18 protein-coding genes are annotated in these 20,102 nt (G+C 36.5%); 8 read left to right on the top strand and 10 right to left on the bottom strand.

Features of this window, described 5'->3' with window-relative positions:
* Positions 1 to 36 precede the first annotated feature (36 nt).
* Genes rfbA through V9G42_03320 form a run of 3 tightly spaced genes read left to right on the top strand, consistent with a single transcriptional unit; the run spans position 37 to position 2,849 of the window.
* Positions 37 to 906, top strand: coding sequence for a glucose-1-phosphate thymidylyltransferase RfbA (gene rfbA, locus V9G42_03330; protein MEI2758451.1), 870 nt, complete (start codon positions 37 to 39; stop codon positions 904 to 906).
* Between the two features lie 14 nt (positions 907 to 920).
* Complete coding sequence (locus V9G42_03325) at positions 921 to 1,865, top strand: NAD-dependent epimerase/dehydratase family protein (protein MEI2758450.1); 945 nt, start codon at positions 921 to 923, stop codon at positions 1,863 to 1,865.
* Positions 1,866 to 1,874: 9 nt separating this feature from the next.
* Positions 1,875 to 2,849: a polyprenyl synthetase family protein gene (locus V9G42_03320; GenBank protein ID MEI2758449.1), complete on the top strand. Its 975-nt coding sequence runs from the start codon at positions 1,875 to 1,877 to the stop codon at positions 2,847 to 2,849.
* Between the two features lie 55 nt (positions 2,850 to 2,904).
* Here the strand turns inward: V9G42_03320 and V9G42_03315 are convergent, their stop codons facing one another.
* The 5 genes from V9G42_03315 to V9G42_03295 all read right to left on the bottom strand — a co-directional run bounded on the left by V9G42_03315 (position 2,905) and on the right by V9G42_03295 (position 11,385).
* Positions 2,905 to 4,104, bottom strand: coding sequence for a DUF1501 domain-containing protein (locus V9G42_03315; protein MEI2758448.1), 1,200 nt, complete (start codon positions 4,102 to 4,104; stop codon positions 2,905 to 2,907).
* Positions 4,105 to 4,126: 22 nt separating this feature from the next.
* Positions 4,127 to 5,563, bottom strand: a complete 1,437-nt coding sequence (locus tag V9G42_03310; protein ID MEI2758447.1) for a DUF1800 domain-containing protein — start codon at positions 5,561 to 5,563, stop codon at positions 4,127 to 4,129.
* A 222-nt stretch (positions 5,564 to 5,785) separates the two neighbouring features.
* Positions 5,786 to 9,406, bottom strand: coding sequence for a tail fiber domain-containing protein (locus V9G42_03305; protein MEI2758446.1), 3,621 nt, complete (start codon positions 9,404 to 9,406; stop codon positions 5,786 to 5,788).
* Positions 9,407 to 9,418: 12 nt separating this feature from the next.
* A complete protein-coding gene (locus tag V9G42_03300; GenBank protein MEI2758445.1) occupies positions 9,419 to 10,834 on the bottom strand; it encodes a T9SS type A sorting domain-containing protein in 1,416 nt (471 codons plus the stop codon).
* Positions 10,835 to 11,211: 377 nt separating this feature from the next.
* A complete protein-coding gene (locus V9G42_03295; GenBank protein MEI2758444.1) occupies positions 11,212 to 11,385 on the bottom strand; it encodes a hypothetical protein in 174 nt (57 codons plus the stop codon).
* A gap of 360 nt (positions 11,386 to 11,745) precedes the next feature.
* Here V9G42_03295 and V9G42_03290 point away from each other — a divergent pair, with 360 nt between their 5' ends.
* Positions 11,746 to 11,988, top strand: a complete 243-nt coding sequence (locus V9G42_03290) for a hypothetical protein (protein ID MEI2758443.1) — start codon at positions 11,746 to 11,748, stop codon at positions 11,986 to 11,988.
* Between the two features lie 396 nt (positions 11,989 to 12,384).
* On the opposite strand, the gene V9G42_03285 is transcribed toward V9G42_03290, so the two are convergent.
* From V9G42_03285 to V9G42_03275, 3 genes are all read right to left on the bottom strand, one after another.
* Positions 12,385 to 13,005, bottom strand: coding sequence for a hypothetical protein (locus V9G42_03285; protein ID MEI2758442.1), 621 nt, complete (start codon positions 13,003 to 13,005; stop codon positions 12,385 to 12,387).
* A 290-nt stretch (positions 13,006 to 13,295) separates the two neighbouring features.
* Entirely contained in the window at positions 13,296 to 13,961 is a 666-nt protein-coding gene (locus tag V9G42_03280) for a response regulator transcription factor (protein ID MEI2758441.1), read from the bottom strand.
* Positions 13,962 to 13,970: 9 nt separating this feature from the next.
* Positions 13,971 to 15,332 carry a 7TM diverse intracellular signaling domain-containing protein gene (locus tag V9G42_03275; protein ID MEI2758440.1) on the bottom strand — a complete coding sequence of 454 codons (1,362 nt, stop codon included), beginning with the start codon at positions 15,330 to 15,332 and terminating at the stop codon, positions 13,971 to 13,973.
* A gap of 388 nt (positions 15,333 to 15,720) precedes the next feature.
* On the opposite strand from V9G42_03275, the gene V9G42_03270 reads away from it, so the two are divergent.
* The 4 genes from V9G42_03270 to V9G42_03255 are packed head-to-tail and all read left to right on the top strand — an operon-like array spanning position 15,721 to position 18,415.
* Complete coding sequence (locus V9G42_03270) at positions 15,721 to 16,221, top strand: DUF177 domain-containing protein (GenBank protein MEI2758439.1); 501 nt, start codon at positions 15,721 to 15,723, stop codon at positions 16,219 to 16,221.
* Positions 16,222 to 16,240: 19 nt separating this feature from the next.
* Positions 16,241 to 16,426 (top strand): 50S ribosomal protein L32, encoded by a 186-nt coding sequence (gene rpmF, locus V9G42_03265; GenBank protein ID MEI2758438.1) that lies wholly within the window; start codon positions 16,241 to 16,243, stop codon positions 16,424 to 16,426.
* Positions 16,427 to 16,444: 18 nt separating this feature from the next.
* On the top strand, positions 16,445 to 17,410 hold the full coding sequence (gene plsX, locus V9G42_03260) for a phosphate acyltransferase PlsX (GenBank protein MEI2758437.1): 966 nt from the start codon (positions 16,445 to 16,447) through the stop codon (positions 17,408 to 17,410).
* Between the two features lie 9 nt (positions 17,411 to 17,419).
* Positions 17,420 to 18,415 carry a beta-ketoacyl-ACP synthase III gene (locus tag V9G42_03255; GenBank protein ID MEI2758436.1) on the top strand — a complete coding sequence of 332 codons (996 nt, stop codon included), beginning with the start codon at positions 17,420 to 17,422 and terminating at the stop codon, positions 18,413 to 18,415.
* Between the two features lie 119 nt (positions 18,416 to 18,534).
* Here the strand turns inward: V9G42_03255 and V9G42_03250 are convergent, their stop codons facing one another.
* Positions 18,535 to 18,948, bottom strand: coding sequence for a hypothetical protein (locus V9G42_03250; GenBank protein MEI2758435.1), 414 nt, complete (start codon positions 18,946 to 18,948; stop codon positions 18,535 to 18,537).
* Positions 18,949 to 19,024: 76 nt separating this feature from the next.
* Positions 19,025 to 19,846, bottom strand: coding sequence for a universal stress protein (locus V9G42_03245; protein MEI2758434.1), 822 nt, complete (start codon positions 19,844 to 19,846; stop codon positions 19,025 to 19,027).
* Positions 19,847 to 20,102: the final 256 nt, after the last annotated feature.

Genomic DNA, 20,102 nt, shown 5'->3' with positions numbered 1-20,102 from the left:
TAATTTTACGTACAAGTACACTTTTGCAACCATACGATGAAGGGAATTGTTTTAGCCGGAGGTAGCGGCACACGTCTGCACCCACTTACATTGGCCATGAGCAAACAGCTTATGCCGGTATATGATAAACCTATGATTTATTATCCGCTATCCGTATTGATGATGGCCGGAATAAGAGAGATTTTAATCATCAGCACCCCACATGACTTGCCTCACTTTAAAAAACTTTTAGGCAGTGGAGAGCAGATTGGCTGCCGTTTTGAATATGCAGAACAGGCAGTTCCAAATGGATTGGCACAGGCTTTTGTGATTGGAGAAAAGTTTATTGGCAGTGACAGTGCAGCGTTGGTTCTTGGCGACAATATTTTTTATGGTCAGGGCTTGGGACGTATTCTTGCCGGCAACAATAAAATAAACGGAGGGTTGGTTTTTGCCTACCACGTTTCAGACCCGGAGCGATATGGCGTAGTTGAGTTTGATGCCAATTACAAAGCACTTTCCATAGAAGAGAAACCTCAAAAACCCAAATCGAACTTTGCCGTCCCCGGATTGTATTTTTATGATAATTCGGTTATTGAAGTTGCCAAAAATTTAAAGCCAAGTGCACGTGGCGAATATGAGATTACTGACGTAAACAAACACTATCTGCAACAAGGTAAATTAAAAGTGCAACTGCTGGAGCGCGGTACAGCCTGGCTCGATACCGGTACATTTAATTCATTGCTGCAAGCAGGTAACTTTGTGAATGTTATTGAAGAAAGACAAGGTTTAAAGATTGGCTGCATAGAAGAAGTGGCCTATCGGATGAAATTTATAGATAAAGAACAATTACTTAAAGTAGCAGAGCCATTGACAAAAAGCGGCTATGGTAATTACCTCATAAAAATAATAGATCAAAATTTATAAGCGAAACATAATATATGAAAAGTAAAATTTTAGTAACAGGTGGAGCAGGATTTGTAGGAAGTGCCTTAGCAGAAAAACTAGCAGACAATGCCGACAACTTTGTTGTTGTAGTTGACAATCTTTTAACCGGATCAATGCGAAAAGTTCCGGCATCAAAACATAACAATGTTAAATTTATTAAAGCTGATGTGAATGATTTCAGCGATATATCATCCATATTCTATGCCTATGCATTTGATTATGTTTTTCACTATGCAGCTGTAGTGGGTGTAAAACGCACACTCGATCATCCATCATGGGTATTAAAAGACCTTACCGGATTAAAAAACATTCTTGACTTATCAAAGAATACTGGGGTAAAACGTGTTTACTTCAGCAGCAGCAGCGAGGTTTATGGCGAGCCTGTTGAGTATCCGCAAAATGAAACAACAACACCTTTAAACTCAAGACTTCCTTATGCCATTGTAAAAAATCTTGGCGAAGCCTACCTCCGTGCCTACAAACAGGAGTTTGATCTTGACTTTACCATTTTTCGATTCTTCAATACTTATGGACCTAAGCAAAGTACAGACTTCGTAATGTCGAAATTTATTGAAGCTGCATTGAGCGATAAAGATATTACTATCTATGGTGATGGCTCACAAACACGAACCTTCTGTTATGTTGATGATAATGTTGAGGCATGCTTAAATGCATTCTACACACATCGTTTTGTAAATGATGTCATCAACGTGGGCAACGATCATGAAACCTCAATTCTGGAATTGGCGCAGTTGATTAAAAAAATTCTGAATTCAAAATCAAACATTGTGCATTTACCTGCTTTAAAAGAAGGTGATATGACACGCAGATGTCCTGATATTGGCAAAATGAAAATATTACTCAACCGCGAACTAACACCTCTTGAAATAGGAATGGAAAGAGTGATTGAGGTTTTCAGAAATAAAAAGAAAAAGTAATTTGTTTTAATGGAAAGTATTGACTTTCTGCAACGCGAAATTGAGCGCGAATTAAAGTCGCTGCGCTTTGGTCATGAGCCGGCCAATCTATATGAGCCAATGGAATATATAGTTGAGCTTGGTGGCAAACGCATGCGACCCTTATTGGTTCTCATAGGTGCAAGCTTGTTTGAAACAAATTATCAGAAAGCAATGAAAGCTGCCATAGGTATTGAGTTGTTTCACAATTTTACCCTGCTGCATGATGACATCATGGATAAAGCAACGTTGCGAAGAAACAGGCCAACAGTACATGAAAAATGGAGTACAGATATTGCCATACTTTCCGGTGATGCACTTTTTGTAAAAGCCAGTGAGTACATTATGCAGGTTGATGATGCTGTGCTTAGATCGGTGATGCAATTATTTTACAAAACCGCCATGCAGGTTTGCGAAGGACAGCAGCATGACATGGATTTCGGACGTTTACGTGAAATTACTCCTGAAGATTATATTGGCATGATTACTTTAAAAACTGCTGTACTGCCGGCATGTTGCCTGGCAACTGGTGCTATAATTGCTAATGCCTCTGAAGAAGATAAACTACGCTTGTATGAATTTGGGAAAAATATCGGGATTGCTTTTCAGATACAGGATGACTTATTAGATGCATTTGGTGATGATGCTAAATTCGGCAAACGCCCGGGTGGCGATATTATTGAAGGTAAAAAAACATTTCTTTTTTCAGAAGCATGCCGGCTGCTTAATGGCAAAGAGCATCTTGATTTTCTGGCACTTTATAACTCACACAATTTATCCAATTACGAAAAAATTACAGCGGTGATGCAGGTGTTTAATAACTTAGAATTGCACCAGAAAACAATGCAGACAATTCAGGCATACTATCAAAAAGGGTTGAATCAACTTACCGGTTTAAATGTGCAGGCAAAAAATGTTCTTGAATTAAAATTGTTTTGTGAAAAGTTATTGATAAGAGAGCATTAAAAAAAGCATGTTCCATAAACAATTTCTGTTTTCCTACCTGTAATTTCTTCCGTCATCAAATAAAATCCATTGTTCCAGATGAGTCAGCAAGAATCAGTTTATTGTCCACATTGAGCCATTTGTTCAACACTGTAGCATACACTTCTCTGAAATCTACTTTATATTTTAAATCACCTGCATCAAGATCATTCAAATCAGGTGCATCATTATATATTCCCTGCTTCTTTAACTGACCTCCAAACAACATCATAACATTTGCAGTCCCATGGTCTGTTCCGCGACTTGCATTTTGTGCAACTCTTCGGCCAAATTCCGAAAATGCAATCACTAATGTATCATCAAGTCTTTTATTATTATTTAATTCTTTTACAAATGCATTCATCCCTTCAGAAAACTGAGTAAATAATTTTTTCTGTTGTGCCATTTGGTTTACATGAGTATCAAATCCACTAAGCGAAACATAATAAACCCTTGTGTCAAGTCCTGATAAAATAAAACGTGCAACGGTCTTTAATTTCTTGGCAAATGCCGATTCGGGATACACAAAGCTATTGCTGTAATTCTTTGTAGTTTCTTTTATGTAGCCAGCAGAAGAATATGTCTCAATCATGGTCTTATACAAGTAACCAAGATTATCTTCGTCAAGATGTTCCTTGTCATGTTCAATCAACTTACCAAAAAACGGTGTGTTGGTGGTGCGAAACAATTTATCAGGATCCTGAAGTGCAATACCTTTTTTTGTATCTCCTTTCAAAGCTAACGATAGGGTATCGTCCACTTCAACTGCATTGTATGGGTTTTTACACATCTGACAATTTGAATCTAAATAGCGTCCAATCCATCCTGTAGAAAGAAACTGATTGGAGTCGCTTGCTGTTTGCCAGATATCCATTGACCTAAAATGCGAGCGATTTGGATTCGGATAGCCGACATTATTGATGATACTCATCCAACCCTGATCATAAATTTCTTTTAGTGGGGATAATGCCGGATTCAACCCCTGCATGGAATTTAGTTTAATGATTTCCGATTGTGGAATGGCAATGGTGTTGCGCAACTGATAATACACATCATTGCCATAAGGCACAATAGTGTTTAGCCCGTCATTGCCACCGGAAAGTTGTATGACAACAAGATTTTTATGACCGCTTAAATTTGCTTTTGCAATAAGTTCAAATGGCTTTAAAAATGCAGGTATCAACATACTGCCGGCACTTGCAAAAACCGATTGCTTTAAAAAGTCTCTTCTTTTCATTATAACTATTTATTTTTCTGTTTCAGCATAATTGATACTCGGGAGTGCATACGGTTTTTATAATTGTATTCTTCTTGTCCACAGAATTTTTGATGATTTCATTCAACTGTGAGCTTGGCTTACATTGCAGAATATAGTCTGCTATTTGCTGTATTGTATAACCTTCCGGAAATTCTGCCCAAAATTTTTCCCAGTTAATTTCTATTCTTGAACTTCCCTTTTTTGCTTCCAATGCCGCATCATCCATTTGTTTCATTGCAACAATGTTTTCATCATCAGGGTCGGTTTTAGCTGAAAAATTAATACTGCCATCGTTAAGAATCTGAGATGGAATAGTTAATCGTAACATCAATGATGAACTGTCAATCCAGTTACGACCACCTGCCCAACCTGCCACATTAGGTGGGTAAAATAAAGTTTGACCTAATCCTCTTTGCAGTTGCAAGATAATTTCCTGCCTTTTGTAGGTAACATTAAACTGACGACTTAGTCCCACAATTAGCTCTACAGGAGATTTAATTTTATTACCTGTGTTTTCAGGAGCATAAAACCATTCTGAGGTAAACATTTTATTCATCAGCGCAGAAATATTGTATTTGTTTTTGAAAAAATGATTTCCCAATTCCTGCACATGTGTTTCGTTTGGCACATCGTTAACAAAAAAGCGATACGCTTTTCTAGCAATGAAAATAGCAGCTTCGGGTTTTTGCAAAATCATATCAATAATATCTTCACCACTGAAGTTACCTTCTTTTCCAAAAAACGCTTTTATTCCGTTGTCATGATTTTTGGGGTTGAACTCAAAGTTTCCTGCTGCATCATGTGACCAACCGGTAAACGCCCGTGCCGACTCCTTGATATCTTTTTCTGAATAGTTACCACGACCAAGTGTAAACAACTCCATTAACTCGCGAGCAAAATTTTCATTAGGTCTGCCTTTTTTATTTTGCTGATTATTCAAGAAATTCAACATGGATGCAGACTTCGACACTTCAATCAACAATATTTTAAAATCGCCTAATGCATTTTTGCGCTGAATATTGTTGAGCACTTGTGCAAAATATGGGTTACCTTCTTCGCGGCAGGCAAAGTGATTGTTCCAAAACAAGGTCATTTTTTCACGCAGCGGACTGTCTGTATCCATCATGCGGAAGACCCATTCTGTATTCAAGTTTTTAAGTTGCTTGTTCAGACTCACTAAAAGTTTTTGCCTCTCCTTTAGTTGCTCCGGTGATAAGCCTTCTTTCTTTGTAAGTCCTGCATTTTTAAGCATCACTGATTTAATATGATCCGGAGCAATAGTTGTTAATGGCATATCAACCTTTGCTTTTTCAATCATGTCAGAAACAACTTTATTCAGCTTTGTGCGACACAGTTTTTGCAATTCAGAATAGTGTAATCCAAAACCCGCACGGTTATAAAGATGCTTAAGATTTTTAAAATTTTCGTTTTCCGTCATAACAAACCAAACTTAGTATTTGACAAGATATTGTAAAGAAGGTTTAGTCTGAACAAAAATAAATGGTAGCGTTCTAAAATGATATTATCAGAGTTAAAAAAATATTTGAAACATTAGATCTGTTAATTTTTTTACATTATGCTGTTATGTGCATAATCCTATTGAATTAAAAAATAGAATGCGGCTGCGAATGCAGCCGCCCTCGTTTGTTTTTAAAACGCACTATTTTACCTTTACCATTTGTTTGGTTTTAATGGTTTTATTATTGACCACCAACGAATAGCTGTATTGACCCGATGAAAGATTGCTGCCATAAACCAACAGCGAGCCTGCTCCTGCCTGATGTATTTTAACCGACTTTAATATGCTGCCGTTCTGATTGTAAAAAACAAGCATGGCATTTATTGTTTTTGTATCCTGTTGTGGAATGTTCCAACTGATGGTGGTGTTTTCTGCAAATGGATTGGGGTCATTGCCCAATATGATTGCCGGTGTGTTATCCAGCTCTATGGTTTGTTGATTGCTGCTATTGTTTTGATTTAACAAGGGCGCATTGCAGCATGAGGCTACCGCCATAACCAACGAATCGAGCCTGCTTTGCAATGTAGTTAATTGGCTGGTTAAGGTGTCTATCTCCTTAGCCTGACTTTTATATCCTGCTATCAGCAGCGGTATAAACTCCGTGTAGTTTACTGCAAGAATATCTTTCTGTTGACTGATTATTGCACCTGATGAATCATACTCGGCAGGCTGCAAGAAATTCTTTACTAATTGTGGCAATACTTGTTGTACTTCCTGTGCAATTACACCATAATGAGTACCGCCTTCTAATGAAAGACCATAATTATTGAGTGTGTCGTAATTAAATTTATAAATTGATAAATTGTTGAGCAAAGTATCGCTTTGTGGTGCAGGAACAATGTTCTGTTTTAATGTAGAATCACTGGTATGGTAATAATTATTGGTGGCGTAAACTCTTCCATTAAAAAATCCTGCTGCACTTGAGCAATTTCCATTAATACAATTATTGCTAAGTGAAAGTGCGTAAATGCCATAATTAACTGAAGTACCACCTCTTGCTGCAGTATAAATACCATAGCTAAGCTGACTTACATTTTGTGCTATACTATAAACACCACAGTTGCTATAACCTGTTCCTAAACTTCGAAAAAATCCGCCATAGTTATTAACCATTGAATTGTTTCCAAAAGCTTCTCCTGAAACACCATAATTAAACGCATTAGATGAAGAGGATGAATTTGCTCCCGAACCCTTGAACGCCCCACCAATATTATAAATAGGTTGACCTGCAGTCAAGCGTGTTCCAACACATTCGGCATTTACTCCTGTTAACCTTGTTGTTGAAACAGTGACAGTATTTGTGTTAACCGCTCTTATTGCATCAAACATGTTGTTTCCTGAGGAGGTCGGGATTGGGTTCTGCGCCTCCACATATAATTTTGAATGATTGCCGGGTATAGAACCACTATAATTTCCTTGCATTACACAAGTGTTTGTACCGGGATCAAAAGCTAACCAACTTTCAATGTTTCCACCGTTATCCTCATGTTCTATTGTTAAGCTGTTGGCTACATTCATTCCTGTGGGTGTGCCTACCATTCGAATATGATATTGCATATTGTTATCACCATAAATTCGCATTAAATCTTTATTATATCCATTAGCTGTGTGTAAAATAGAAAGGCCTTCATTACTTTTTGAGTCAATTATAACAGGTGAATTTGGGTGTTGTAGGCCATAGTTTGGAGTAAGTGGTGTAACTTGGTTTGTTGTAAAAAAAGATGTCCCCTCACATTGAAATTTATAACGTGGATTGGTAGTAAAAAAACCTATTCTGTTATTAGAAGTAGAAGCTGCATTGTTGTAAATATCGCTGCATTGAATAACATTTCCCGTATTGTCAAACCGGGCTATAATATCCTGTGTGGTGCAGATGCTGTTGACAGTGCCTGTGCCACCATCAGTCATCACCACATGACCAGAACCATCGACTGTAAGCACTTTGCCATTGGGAGTAATATCATTTGCGGAGGCTGAATTAAGATTGGTAAACCGTAAGCCCGAAGGGAATGGTGAAACGCCTGCTGTGGAATTTATTTCGAGCGTGTTCAGGGGTGTAGAAGTATTAATGCCTACAAAACGATTTACCCCTGCATTGCGAGGATTAATAAAAAGATCGCCAGTAGGCATAGTTTGAAAATCTGTATTTATCCCTAGGTTTACATTCACATTTGGAGTAAATGTAAGCCTCAACTGGGGCGCAGGAATAAATTGGATAGCGGTTGGAAAATTAATATTCTGGACATGCTCATCATAAATTTCTAATCTGCGTAAAGGTTGGATTCCTGAGCCATTAACATTATCAAAATTTCCAATTCCTATTCTTCCCAGTGGTGTGAGTCTCATAACTTCAAGACCTTCTACAGTTCCTGCATCACCGTTATTTGCTACCTGAGGCGTAGTAAGTATCACTCTTAAGTTATCCGCGCCCTCTTGTCCTTGTATGTTATCGCCCCAGTTAATAACAGCATCCATATGAGCAGTCCAGGGATTGTTATCACTATTTGTTGCTTCTTTCAATCCTACATACAACTGATCGCTGCTTGCGCAGGTATAACTTCCCACGTCCATCCACAGGCGGTGGCCTCCAGCATTAGGTAGCCAATGATGCCCTATATGCAAAAGAGAGAGAGGAGGACTATCAGCATAAGCAAGATTAAAAAAATCATTTTCAATGATTTTCACTCTTGTAACTTCGTTGTTAAGATAAACCTGGTTTTGAATTTGAATTCGCCTTTGCTGTGCGCCTGCATTGTCATTTGAAGCAAAATTAAATTGTCCGTTATTTTGCCAGTTCCTAAACCATACATCAGAACGATTTGTAAGCCCGCCAACAAATTCAATTCCCATTCTGAATCCGCTGGTATTGTTTCCGCTACCTGTATTTCCGTTTGTAAACTGATGAAATACATTTGCGTTATTATTATCATGCTGATGCAATAAACTTCGGGGTGTGAAAGTGGTATAATTACCAATTCCGGTAAACCCATTTGTACCAAGAATAGTAGCACGCGGTGTTGAGTTGGTTAAAAAGTGCATGTCTGAGGTGTTATTCATCAGGTTTAACTCACCATTGGCATTGGCATCAAGTCCTATTCTGAATCCTTCATTTGGTGCTATGCCTGTTTGAACGGTGGTAAACTGATGAAATGTGCCGCCATCATCATTATTATGCTGATGCAGCAGATAATTTGGTGAAAACGTTCTATAATCACCTATGCCTACAAAACCATTACTGCCCAATATTCTCATGCGCGGGGTGGCTATGCCGGGCGGATAACCTGTTACATGAGCCCCGGTATTAAACCGCAAATCACCATAAATATCTGCCTCTCTATCCTCATAACTTGCCTGTACGTAAAAATGTATTCCGCTCTCATTGGAAGGACTGAAAAACAGCTCTGTCTCTTCTGCCGCACCTAAGGTATATAACATGCCGTACTCTACGGCATTTTCTTCTTTCATCCGCTCCATGCGCCAAAAGGTGCTTATATCTGCCACACACGTAGTGCGGAATACTTCGCCAAAATTAATATTTGGATAATTACTACTTGTAAGCATATAGGAAGTATTTACATGTAGAGCAGAGTTAGTTGTTTGAGTGTTTGGAAATGGTCCTATTCCTACTCCTCTTATTATGGGGTCTGTCCCCATAAACTCATTACTAGTTCCGGGAGTTATCACAAACTGTGCATCGCTCTGTGATGCAAACAATATTGACGATATAACCAATAATTGTTTAAACAAATTTTTATTTTTCAAATTAATTGGACTTTAAAAATTTAACTTAACAAATTTTATTGGTTTCATTGTTGAACTCTTTGACGACAATTGGATAAAGTAAATACCCGATGAAAGCTGACGAGTATCTATTTCAGCAATCTCTTTATTATCTATAGGCTTAAATAAAACATACCTGCCATCAATAGAATAAATAAGCATACTATCATAATTTCTATTTAAATTGGTTACGGTAAGCCTATCGGAAACAGGGTTTGGAAAAAACTTTATGCTTGTATTCTCTGTTTCTGCAATACCAATACCACAGGAATAAGGGTTTGAATTATAATAGTTGGTGTTAAAATTTGGAAATTGTTCTTTACATAATCTTCCATTAAAGGTTAGTGGAAATGTTTGATAATTACATGCAGCACCATAAGCATTCGGGTTTAGGATTACTCCTATTGAATCCCGATAATAAAAAGCCACTTTTATATAGCCTTGTTCTGTTAATTGTAACCCTTCAAGCGGAGCATGTACATAGCTTACTAAAAATACAATATTTTTTGAGGATGTAATCAGTAATGAATCATTACTGGTTAAATCATATTGTGAAATATATCTTCCGGGTGTAGGATAGCCCGAAAAAGTAACATATAATTTTGAATTATCTGGTGAAAAAGCACATCCGTATTCATATCTAACGGTAGATAAAACAATCATATTATCAATTTCTCCGGTTAATAAATTAAAATTAAAAAGTCTTGCTCCTATATACCCATTAACAAAGCATAGCTTTTTCCCATTCGGGGAAAAGCACATACTACCCATATTACCAATGAAATTTTGTACCGGTAAAGTATCACCGACAACAGATATTGTTGGTATAGCATTAACACCGGAAGGGGTAACTAAGTAGGAATAAAATTTATTTTGATTATAATGATGCATTACTACCCAATAATCTATTCCATTACAATGACGTGTTACGGCAAGTTGTTCGCTGCTTGGTGAAAAAAGCTGTATGTTTTTTTGTAATATGGCTCCTGTTCCCCCATTTGCATTTACATTTATAACAGAATACCGTAAGCCATGATTCCCAATATTCTCCCAACAGTCAACAGTAAATAAATAATATATACTGTCATTACCGGGATTAGGTACTATCACCGCGCCATTGGTACTGCTTTCGCAGCCCAATCCAAAACCATTATTCATTACTATGTGATTTTTATTCCAAATGGTATCACCATCGGTATAAAACAATAAATTGCCTGCTGTATCACTCATTACAGCACAAGCTTCACGCTGAAACATAGAACTTGATGTATCAAGTACGGGTGAACCACTGCTGTAATCAATGCCAATACCTTCACCAAAATACCAGTGATTTGTTCGGTTAATCTCTGATGTTTGTGCATTACAAAACGTGCAAGCAAAAGTTAAAATTAGTAGTATAAGTTTTTTCATCACCTTTAATTTTTTGTTATTTGATTAATTTGTTCTTTCAGTTGGGCTATTTTCATTTTTTAGTTCGTTGAGCATGGCTGTTACATCTTGTTTTTGGTTTTCGTTTTCTATGATGAGTTGTTTGGTGGTTATGGTGCCGTTTACTTCTAACTCACTTTGCGAAACGGAAACGATGTGGTATGGCGAAAGCGGCTGTGTATGTAGAAAAGCGCAGCCTACTCCCCGATAAAGGCAAACAGAGTTTATTTTCTAACATGGCATGGTTATTTAGTATTACCAAGTTGTAAAAGTAAAGGTTTAAATTTTAAAAATAAATGCTATGGGATCTTTTTTTTATTGAACACTATCTTACTATAAAATTACACCAGCAATAGCATTCAGGCTTCTGTAACTTTTCCTGCATGTATCAATTTGCGTGCAGCAAGATGTTTGGCCAACTGTGTATGCAATGGGTCGCTGGCAAGTGCTTCGTTTTGTCCATTCAATGTCCCCTGAAATGTGGGAGACTTTGAAAGTTCGCAGAAGTAAGAATGATGAAATGTTATACTCAAAATGAAATTCATCAAGCACTAAAAAATAAGTTGTAAGATGTTTTACTAAACGTTCTTCCATATAAATTTAAGGAGGAATTTGTTTGGCTGGAAAAAGTATTTGTTTCTTTTATAAGATTCATTTGTTTTGTATCTTTTTATGTCAATTTGTTTACAAATTGTTTTAATATATATAAAGTCAGCTATGAGATTCAATAAAAAGTTGAAGAACACTTATATATTCAAAATTGTATTGGGGGAAAGAAATAGTTTACTATTTGGAAGATATATCTAAGCTACCGAAATAACGCGTTAGGCTATATTAGTTAATACCTGAAAGATAAAAAATAAAACGAGGAAATACTCACAAACAAAAAAACAATGACACTACAATTTATTCACGATAACAAAGGCAACACCACAGGCGTATTTATTCCTATAGAGGAATGGCAAATATTGAAATCTAAGTACAGCGATTTACAAAAAGAAGAAGCGGAAAACGTAGTAGAACTTGCGACTTGGCTAAAACAAATTATTGACGAGCGTCTAAACGACTACTATAAAAATAATATGGATGTAACCGATTTTAATAGAACCATTGATGATATTGAAAAAAACCTGTGAGTTATTTTGTTGTAAACAGACCTGCTGTAAGGGCTGATATCGTTAACGCTACAGATTATTACTAGAACATTAATCCAGAACTGGCTAATCTGTTTTTGTTTCGCATCCGTGAAGCTAAAACCCACATTGCTCGAACTCCACTTGGTTTTCAGATTAAATATAAAGAGGTAAGAACGCTTTTATTAAGACAATTTCCGTATCATATCCATTATCATATTGACGAAAATAAAAATCAAATTATTATTCTTGGCATTATTCACGCTTATAAAAATCAACAGGATTATTCAAATAGGTAAACACCAAAATGGTATTCAATGAAAAAAGTGAACCAATAGTAATAAAACAAACGAGGCGGCTGCGAATGCAGCCGCCTCGTTTATTTAGAAAACTTCAGCATTAATCAAGCGGTAAGCCAAAATGGGTCATGGTGGCTTCATAATTTTTAAAATCAGGGTCGTGTCCACCGGGGTCACTCTTTGCGGGTATAATCAATACTTTAATGTTGCTTAAAGAAATCAACCTGCCTGTGTATGGTTTGTTGTCAAGGTTACGAATGGTGAGTGTAAAGCGGTGCCATGAAAGTATTTGATTTGGTGTATCAGGGTCAACAGCTTGTGTTGATGAAAATCTATAAGTTAGTTTGCCTTCTACACCATAGTTTGGAATAACTCCTGGAACATATATCCAGCGCTCATTGAATTTTACATACATAGCTTTGAAACTGGCATCAAATGCTCGCTGAGATACATCTCTTTTGTTGATATCAACAAATGTTTCGGGATGGTCAGCAGAGAGTTTAGCGGCTCCGAAAAGAAATACTTTTACATAACCCTGATTGGGTGCAGGCACCAAAACACTGCCGGAATTAATGAGGCGTTGGTCTGTTGCACTAACATCAGTTGTTGCCGCTGTGGTGTTTTTGTTTTGTAGAGCCTTTGGGCTGGTGAGATCGTCTTTGCTGCAACCGGTAATTGCTGCGGTTGCTGCTACACTTAATACAATAATCAGCTTTTTCATCTTGACTAATTTTTAACTGTTAGACATTTTGTTGGTTAACTATTTTTGTTAGAGAACAACTGCTCTCTTTGTTAATTCAACTTTTTTATTTTATAAATCAGTGTAAAAATTAAATCATGTTGTTTGTTTTGTTCTGTTGAATTGTATTAGCCCTGTTATCTTCCTTTGTGTTTGTTGTTGTTAAATTGATAGTGTAAAGGTAAGTCCGCAAGCGCCCTGATGCAATACGTAAAACTTCGTATTTTTTTATTTTAAGTGCTAAATATTGATTTTATATCTTACAGAAAAAATTAATCCACCAGCTTATTCTCTAAGGCAAAGCGAACCAATGCTGCAATGTTGTTTAGTTTGAGTTTGTTAAGGATATTGTTTCTGTGTGTATCAACTGTTCTGGCTGAGATAGAAAGCACTTCAGCAATTTTATCACTCGTTAAACCGTCACAAACCAATTTAATAATTTCTTTTTCGCGTACAGAAATCAGCTTGTTGGAATAATCTATACAGTCAATTGAACTTTTGCGGATTTGATTAGGACTATCACTCTGAAAGTAATGTTTAATTTGCTCACTTAAGAAAATTTCATTGTTGTAAATCTGCTTAAATGCTGTTTTAAAGTCATTGTGATCGTTTCCTTTTAATATATAAGCATCGGCACCTGCTTTTAATGCCTGTGCAACTGTCAGCATATCGGCTTTCATACTCACAAAAACAACTTTGGTTTTTGTTCTGAATCTCTTTATCTCTGTACAAGCTTCTATACCGTTTAAAAATGGCATATTGACATCCATGATAATAATATCATAATCCGTATTCAATACTTTCCCAATTGCCGATTTTCCATTATAAACCGCTTCAATACTTTCTATTGGCAACTCCTCCTTCAAAAGATAGGTGAGACCTTCGGCAAAAAGTGTATGGTCGTCAGCAATTAATATCTTTAGGTTGCTTAGTTCCATCTTAAACAATTATGCTGTTTGCAGTGATTGTTCATAGTTAATTTTAAATTCGCAGCGCATGCCACCACCGGGATGTGCAATAAATTCTGTCTTGGTACCTAACTCTTTTACCCGTTGTAAAATATTATTCAAGCCTTTGCCACGACCGGTATTTTTCAAATCAAAGCCCAAACCATTGTCTTCATAAATAAAATAAAACTTATCTCTATCGCCCAAAACAATGATACTGATAATTGAAGCATTGGCATATTTTAAAGTGTTATTGATAAGTTCCTGCGTGATTCGGAACAGTTGATATTCAACATCAAGATGCAATCGTTTTTCGACACCTTTGGTATAGAAGTTACATTGAATAGGTTGAAACTCTGAAATGGTGCTGAGTAAATTTTCAGTTGCTTTCTGAAAGCCATCATTTTGCAATGTTGAATTTTCTAATTCGTTAGTAACCAACCGCAGTTTGTTTATAGACTCTTCAAGAAGCTGCATAGATTGATCAACCACTCTTTCATTACCAACAGCACGTGCCCTGCTCATCAACATTCTGGTAAGTGATAATTGTGCGCCAATATCATCGTGAAGTTCGCGCGCTAAATTATTCCTAAGCTTTAAAATGTCTAACTGTAACTGTTGTTTTTCACTTTTTTCGGTCAGGAATTCTTTCTCTGCAAATAGTTTTTCACTTTCGACCAACTGTGTTTTAAATGCCAGTCCCAATGTAAATGTTGTGAGTTCGCCAATAACACAAATCATTAATGGCAGATGTTTATCAAATGGAATATAAAACCCTCTATACTCAAGAAAGTTAAGAATAATATCAAATAACGACCCCACTGCAATCAATGATGCACCGGTCAAGGCAAATCTGTCGAGTGGAATACTTTTCTTTAAAAAGTTAATTATTATAAATAATCCGGCTGCAATTGTAGTTAAAGCAACAATATTAAATATCATTTGCCAGACAACCATATCAAATGAAAGCCAGATAAAAAACAAACTCAGAAATGAATAGGCAATCAGAAAGAATTCAAGATTCTTTACCACTGCATTAATATCGGGTCGCCTTTGTATTAAGTTAAGAAACTCACGCATAAATCTGAAATAAAGCAGTATGCAAAACAGCGGTACCGAAAGGTTTACATATTCATAATACTTCTCCTTTATTGCTGAAAAAAGATAAAAATTTAAATAATTGTCGTATTGGCTTAATCCAAAAACGATGACAAAAAACAAGTAGGCAATATAATACAAGTAATCCCTTCTGTGTTTGATAATCCATTGCACAAATACATACACAATCTGGAACGTAACTATAGCAACAAAGATGGTTAGTCCAAACAATTTACTTTCTTCTGTATAGAACAAAAAATCCATTTTTCGGAAATTTTGAGCCTATTTAATTAACGTGGTTTATTTCTGACTACACAATCATTTTCGGCTTAATAAATGATTGCTATGACAATGTTAACATTAAAATGGTGTATTACTATACCTTTTTGTACTAATGGCATTTTGAGTATGGCAATGGAAGTTTTTCGTCTTAAAAATCCAGAGAATAATGATTATTCCCATCAAATTCTTCTTATTGACTTCTTATGCTAATCCATAGCCTTTATAGACATATTTTGTTAATACTTAGAAGGTTCTACCCCCTGACAATCAATAGCCTTAAATAACAATTAACAAAAACAAGGTGTTGGAATAGCGATTTTTTATATTTTTGCCCATTCGTTTCCAAAATAGGGCGTACATAGTGGAAAAGATGTCGAAATACAACCTGCATTATGCCGGTTTAAAAGAGGGGATACATGAGTTTGATTACTTGCTGAATCAGGACTTTTTCGACATGTTTGAACACCCTATTGTTCAGGGAGCACATGTTCTTATTCATCTTACCGTAAACAAAAGCGCCACCATTGTGGTTCTGGACATTAAAGCTAAAGGCTCTGTACACGTACAGTGCCATCGCTGCCTCGAAGAATTCGAAATGCCGTTAGATATAACAAAGGTTATTATTGTTAAAACTTCTGGCGAAGACAAAGAAGTGGATGATGACAACATCATTTTAGCCGACAATGCCCACGATATTCATCTGGCACAGCATTTTTATGATGTAGTTTCATTAGCTATACCCATAAAAGTGACACATCCAAACAATGGCTGCAATGAAGAAACCCTTCGTACACTGGAAAAGTATATGGTGAAGAATGAAAACACAAACGACCCGCGATGGGATATTTTAAAAAATGTAAGTAACAATTGATATTAAATAATTAAACATCATGCCAAATCCAAAACACAAACACTCCAAGTCGAGAAGAGATAAGCGCAGAACACATTACAAAGCAGAAGCACCAACAATTGCCGTTTGCCCTACCACAGGAGAAACACATTTATATCATCGTGCCTACTGGCATGACGGCAAAATGTACTACAAAGGCAAGGTAGTTTTAGAAAAAGCCGTTTAATCCCTGTATTCCTTTATGATAAGGATAGGAGTTGATATTATGGGTGGAGATTATGCTCCACTTGAAACAACCTTAGGTGCTATTGCAGCATTAAAAGACCTTTCACCTCAGGAAGTACACCTGGTTTTAATAGGTGATGAGAAAAAAATTACAGAGATAATTGAAGGACAGGGGGTCAATCCTAAGTCATTTACAATTGTAAATGCTACAGAGGTGATTGAAATGTCTGACAGTGCAACCCGTGCTTTTTCTCAAAAACCCAACTCAGGTATGGCCATTGGTTTTGGCCTGCTAAAACAAAAAAAGATTGATGTCTTTGCCAGTGCCGGAAATTCAGGCGCTATGTTAGTTGGCAGCATGTTCAGTGTTAAAGCTATTAACGGCATTCAACGACCTGCTATCTCAACCATATTACCACAGGAAGACGGATCAACAGGAATATTACTCGATGTTGGTGCCAATGCTGATTGTAAGCCCGAAGTATTGCAACAATTCGGATTGCTGGGTTCTCTGCTTGCAGAACATGTTTATCATATTGCATCACCACGAGTGGCATTGATGAACATTGGTGAAGAGGAAGAAAAAGGAAACCTGCTTTCGCAGCAGGCACATCAGTTACTTAAAAATACTAAAGAAATAAATTTTATCGGTAACGTTGAAGGGCGCGACTTGTTCAACAACAAAGCTGATGTCATAGTATGTGATGGTTTCACGGGCAATGTAATGCTTAAAGAAGCCGAATCACTTTATACGCTACTTAAAAAACGCGGCATAAAAGATGCATACTTCGACCGCTTTGATTATGAAAATTATGGTGGCACACCGGTGCTTGGTGTAAACGGAAATGTAATTATTGCACACGGCATTTCAAAATCAAAAGCCATCAAAAACATGATATTGCTTGCCAAAGAAGTTACCGAAGCTCATCTTGCAGAAAAAATCGCAACTTTTTTTCAAAACAACGTAGTTAATCAAACACTATAATTTTTTTTGATGGAAAAAATCAGAGCTGCCATCACCGCTGTTCATGCCTGGGTGCCGGAATTTGTTCTCACAAACAAAGAACTGGAAACCATGGTTGAAACCAACGATGAGTGGATTCAAACAAGAACAGGAATTAAAGAACGTAGAATATTAAAAGATGCCGGTGAAGGCACCTCTAAAATTGGTGTTGAATCGGTAAACGGATTATTAAAAAAACGCGGCATACAGGCTGATGAAATTGACTTGTTGATTTGTGCTACTACCACTCCTGATTTGGTTTTTCCTGCCACTGCAAATATTATTTGCGATAAGGTAGGAGCTAAAAATGCTTTTGGCTACGACATTCAGGCTGCCTGTTCCGGATTTCTATTTGCATTGACTACCGCTTCAAAATTTGTTGAAAGCGGACAGTATAAAAAAGTTGTTGTTGTAGGTGCCGATAAAATGTCGGCAATTATTGATTATAGCGACCGTGCCACATGTATCATTTTTGGTGATGGTGGTGGTGCAGTATTACTGGAACCGGACACCAACGGTTACGGCATTTACGATGCTGTTTTAAAAAGCGATGGCAGCGGAAGACATTTTCTACATCAGAAAGCAGGTGGCAGTGTAAAACCGCCAACACATGCAACTATTGATGCAAAAGAACATTTTGTTTATCAGGAAGGACAAACTGTATTTAAATTTGCTGTTAAAGGTATGGCTGATGTAAGTGCAGAAATAATGGAACGAAACAACCTGAGTGCTGATGATATTGCATGGCTTGTACCACATCAGGCAAACAAAAGAATTATTGATGCTACTGCCAGCCGCATGGGCATTGGCATGGAAAAAGTAATGCTTAACATTCAGAAATATGGTAATACTACCAATGGCACATTACCCCTCTGTTTATGGGAATGGGAAAAGCAATTACACAAAGGCGATAATCTGATTCTTGCTGCTTTTGGCGGTGGTTTTACATGGGGTGCCGTTTATCTTAAATGGGCTTATAATAGCTAAAGAATAGTCAAACACTTAATTTTATATAAGGCATATTGTCTTAATTTCATTTGTTATTGAACTATTGTCCGTCTCCAATAATTCTACAGATACAGAGAAAGCAAATTGTTTTGCCCTAATTAATAAGGGTCAATGTCATTTATATTTTCCGAATCAATTTTAAAGTGCTTGGCCAGGCTTTTACCCTCTTCGTTTTGTTGCTCCAATGTCCAATAATCTGTTGCTGTTGTTTCAAGCCAAATCTTTCCTGATTTACGAAATACTTGTGCATACAACCGGCACTGGTTTTTCAATAACATCTCAAAATCGTTAATACTAAAATCGTCATTGAAGTTTATTGTATGTGTTTTTCCTCGTCCAATCAACCCGCGAAACAACATGTTTGATGCAATCATTTCCTTTTTATGACTCCCTTGTTTATCTATATGTGCCTTTTCAAAAAATTCAATTTTAAGAAACGGGTAAATTCTGTTAAATTTTTTTTGAAAATCCAAAATAGTATCTTCTGCCTGAATAGTCAACCTGTGCTTCATGTTTTAAATTGGATCGTAAACGTCTCTCTATTGTGTTTAAAATAATCGTTCTTATATATGCCCTTTTGCAATGTCTTTACTGCACCAATTCGTTAACTAACAATAATGGTATTTTAACTTGTTGAGAAATGTTGCCTGAATTAAGTCTGGTAAACCACTGCTCAAAAATATTATGACGATGTGGAAACATACACAACCAATCAGCATCAATATCATTTACAAATTGCAAAATACCCTCATGTATGTCATGGTGTATAGGGAAAAATAATTTTACACCCTTTCCGATCAGTTCAGAAAAATCCTCTCTATTAAATCTGTTTTCCTCCCCTTCGTTCTGCACAACATTAAACAGAAGCACTTCCGGTTTCATTGCAGTATTCATTTCAATAACATGGTGAACTTTATTTATATTGTCAATTGTTTTTTTATCGCAGGCGATTGCAATCTTCTTTATTCTATTGAACTGACATTTTTCGGGAATAAGCAATAAAGGGCAAGTTGCAAGATTAATAATTGCTGTTGCCGTACTTCCAAACAGTCTGTCTGCCAATGTTGTGTTACCCCGCTGTCCCATCACCAACAAATCCGGATTTGTATCACGAACAACACTCAGAATACCATCAACAGTAAAATTAAAATCAGTTATAGTGTGAATAACCCCCTCATAACCTGTTTTATATTTTACACGGGTAATTAATTCTTCCAATCGTAATTCAATATTCTTTTCTTCCTCTTCAGAAGAAACAGAAATATAAGGCATGTCTGTCGCAGGCACCGGTATATGAAAAACATGAAGCAAATACAATGATGCATTCAACTCTTTGCACAGCGACAAAGAATAAATCAAAGCATTTTCGGAACATTCCGAAAAATCAGTAGTAACAACAATCTTTTTCATTCTTTTGCTTTTTTCGATACACCTATTAAGCAAAAACCGGTAGCCGAAGCATACCGGTTTTGCAACCCTAACACTAAATCAAATCTTTTATTTCAACCCGGAAGGGTATTTCCAAACCGGAATTTTATTGCTTTCCTTTTAATTAACGATGTAAAAATATCTCTTTAATAAAACTCTAAAAATGACTTTAAGCAATCTATTAAGCGACTTTTGTCATAATTTTAAATTCATGAAAATAAAGGTCGGTTTCTGTATC

The sequence above is a fragment of the Bacteroidia bacterium genome (assembly GCA_037045145.1).
In the GTDB taxonomy this organism is placed as follows: Bacteria; Bacteroidota; Bacteroidia; order AKYH767-A; family OLB10; genus OLB10.
Note: the sequence above shows the minus strand (reverse complement) of the source record. Positions and strands in the feature narration are given on the sequence as shown.

Coding starts and splice junctions, on each gene's coding strand:
- rfbA (MEI2758451.1), top strand. CDS start 37: ATGAAGGGAATTGTTTTAGCCGGAGGTAGCGGCACACGTCTGCACCCA.
- V9G42_03325 (MEI2758450.1), top strand. CDS start 921: ATGAAAAGTAAAATTTTAGTAACAGGTGGAGCAGGATTTGTAGGAAGT.
- V9G42_03320 (MEI2758449.1), top strand. CDS start 1,875: ATGGAAAGTATTGACTTTCTGCAACGCGAAATTGAGCGCGAATTAAAG.
- V9G42_03315 (MEI2758448.1), bottom strand. CDS start 4,104: ATGAAAAGAAGAGACTTTTTAAAGCAATCGGTTTTTGCAAGTGCCGGC.
- V9G42_03310 (MEI2758447.1), bottom strand. CDS start 5,563: ATGACGGAAAACGAAAATTTTAAAAATCTTAAGCATCTTTATAACCGT.
- V9G42_03300 (MEI2758445.1), bottom strand. CDS start 10,834: ATGAAAAAACTTATACTACTAATTTTAACTTTTGCTTGCACGTTTTGT.
- V9G42_03290 (MEI2758443.1), top strand. CDS start 11,746: ATGACACTACAATTTATTCACGATAACAAAGGCAACACCACAGGCGTA.
- V9G42_03285 (MEI2758442.1), bottom strand. CDS start 13,005: ATGAAAAAGCTGATTATTGTATTAAGTGTAGCAGCAACCGCAGCAATT.
- V9G42_03280 (MEI2758441.1), bottom strand. CDS start 13,961: ATGGAACTAAGCAACCTAAAGATATTAATTGCTGACGACCATACACTT.
- V9G42_03275 (MEI2758440.1), bottom strand. CDS start 15,332: ATGGATTTTTTGTTCTATACAGAAGAAAGTAAATTGTTTGGACTAACC.
- V9G42_03270 (MEI2758439.1), top strand. CDS start 15,721: ATGTCGAAATACAACCTGCATTATGCCGGTTTAAAAGAGGGGATACAT.
- rpmF (MEI2758438.1), top strand. CDS start 16,241: ATGCCAAATCCAAAACACAAACACTCCAAGTCGAGAAGAGATAAGCGC.
- V9G42_03255 (MEI2758436.1), top strand. CDS start 17,420: ATGGAAAAAATCAGAGCTGCCATCACCGCTGTTCATGCCTGGGTGCCG.
- V9G42_03250 (MEI2758435.1), bottom strand. CDS start 18,948: ATGAAGCACAGGTTGACTATTCAGGCAGAAGATACTATTTTGGATTTT.
- V9G42_03245 (MEI2758434.1), bottom strand. CDS start 19,846: ATGAAAAAGATTGTTGTTACTACTGATTTTTCGGAATGTTCCGAAAAT.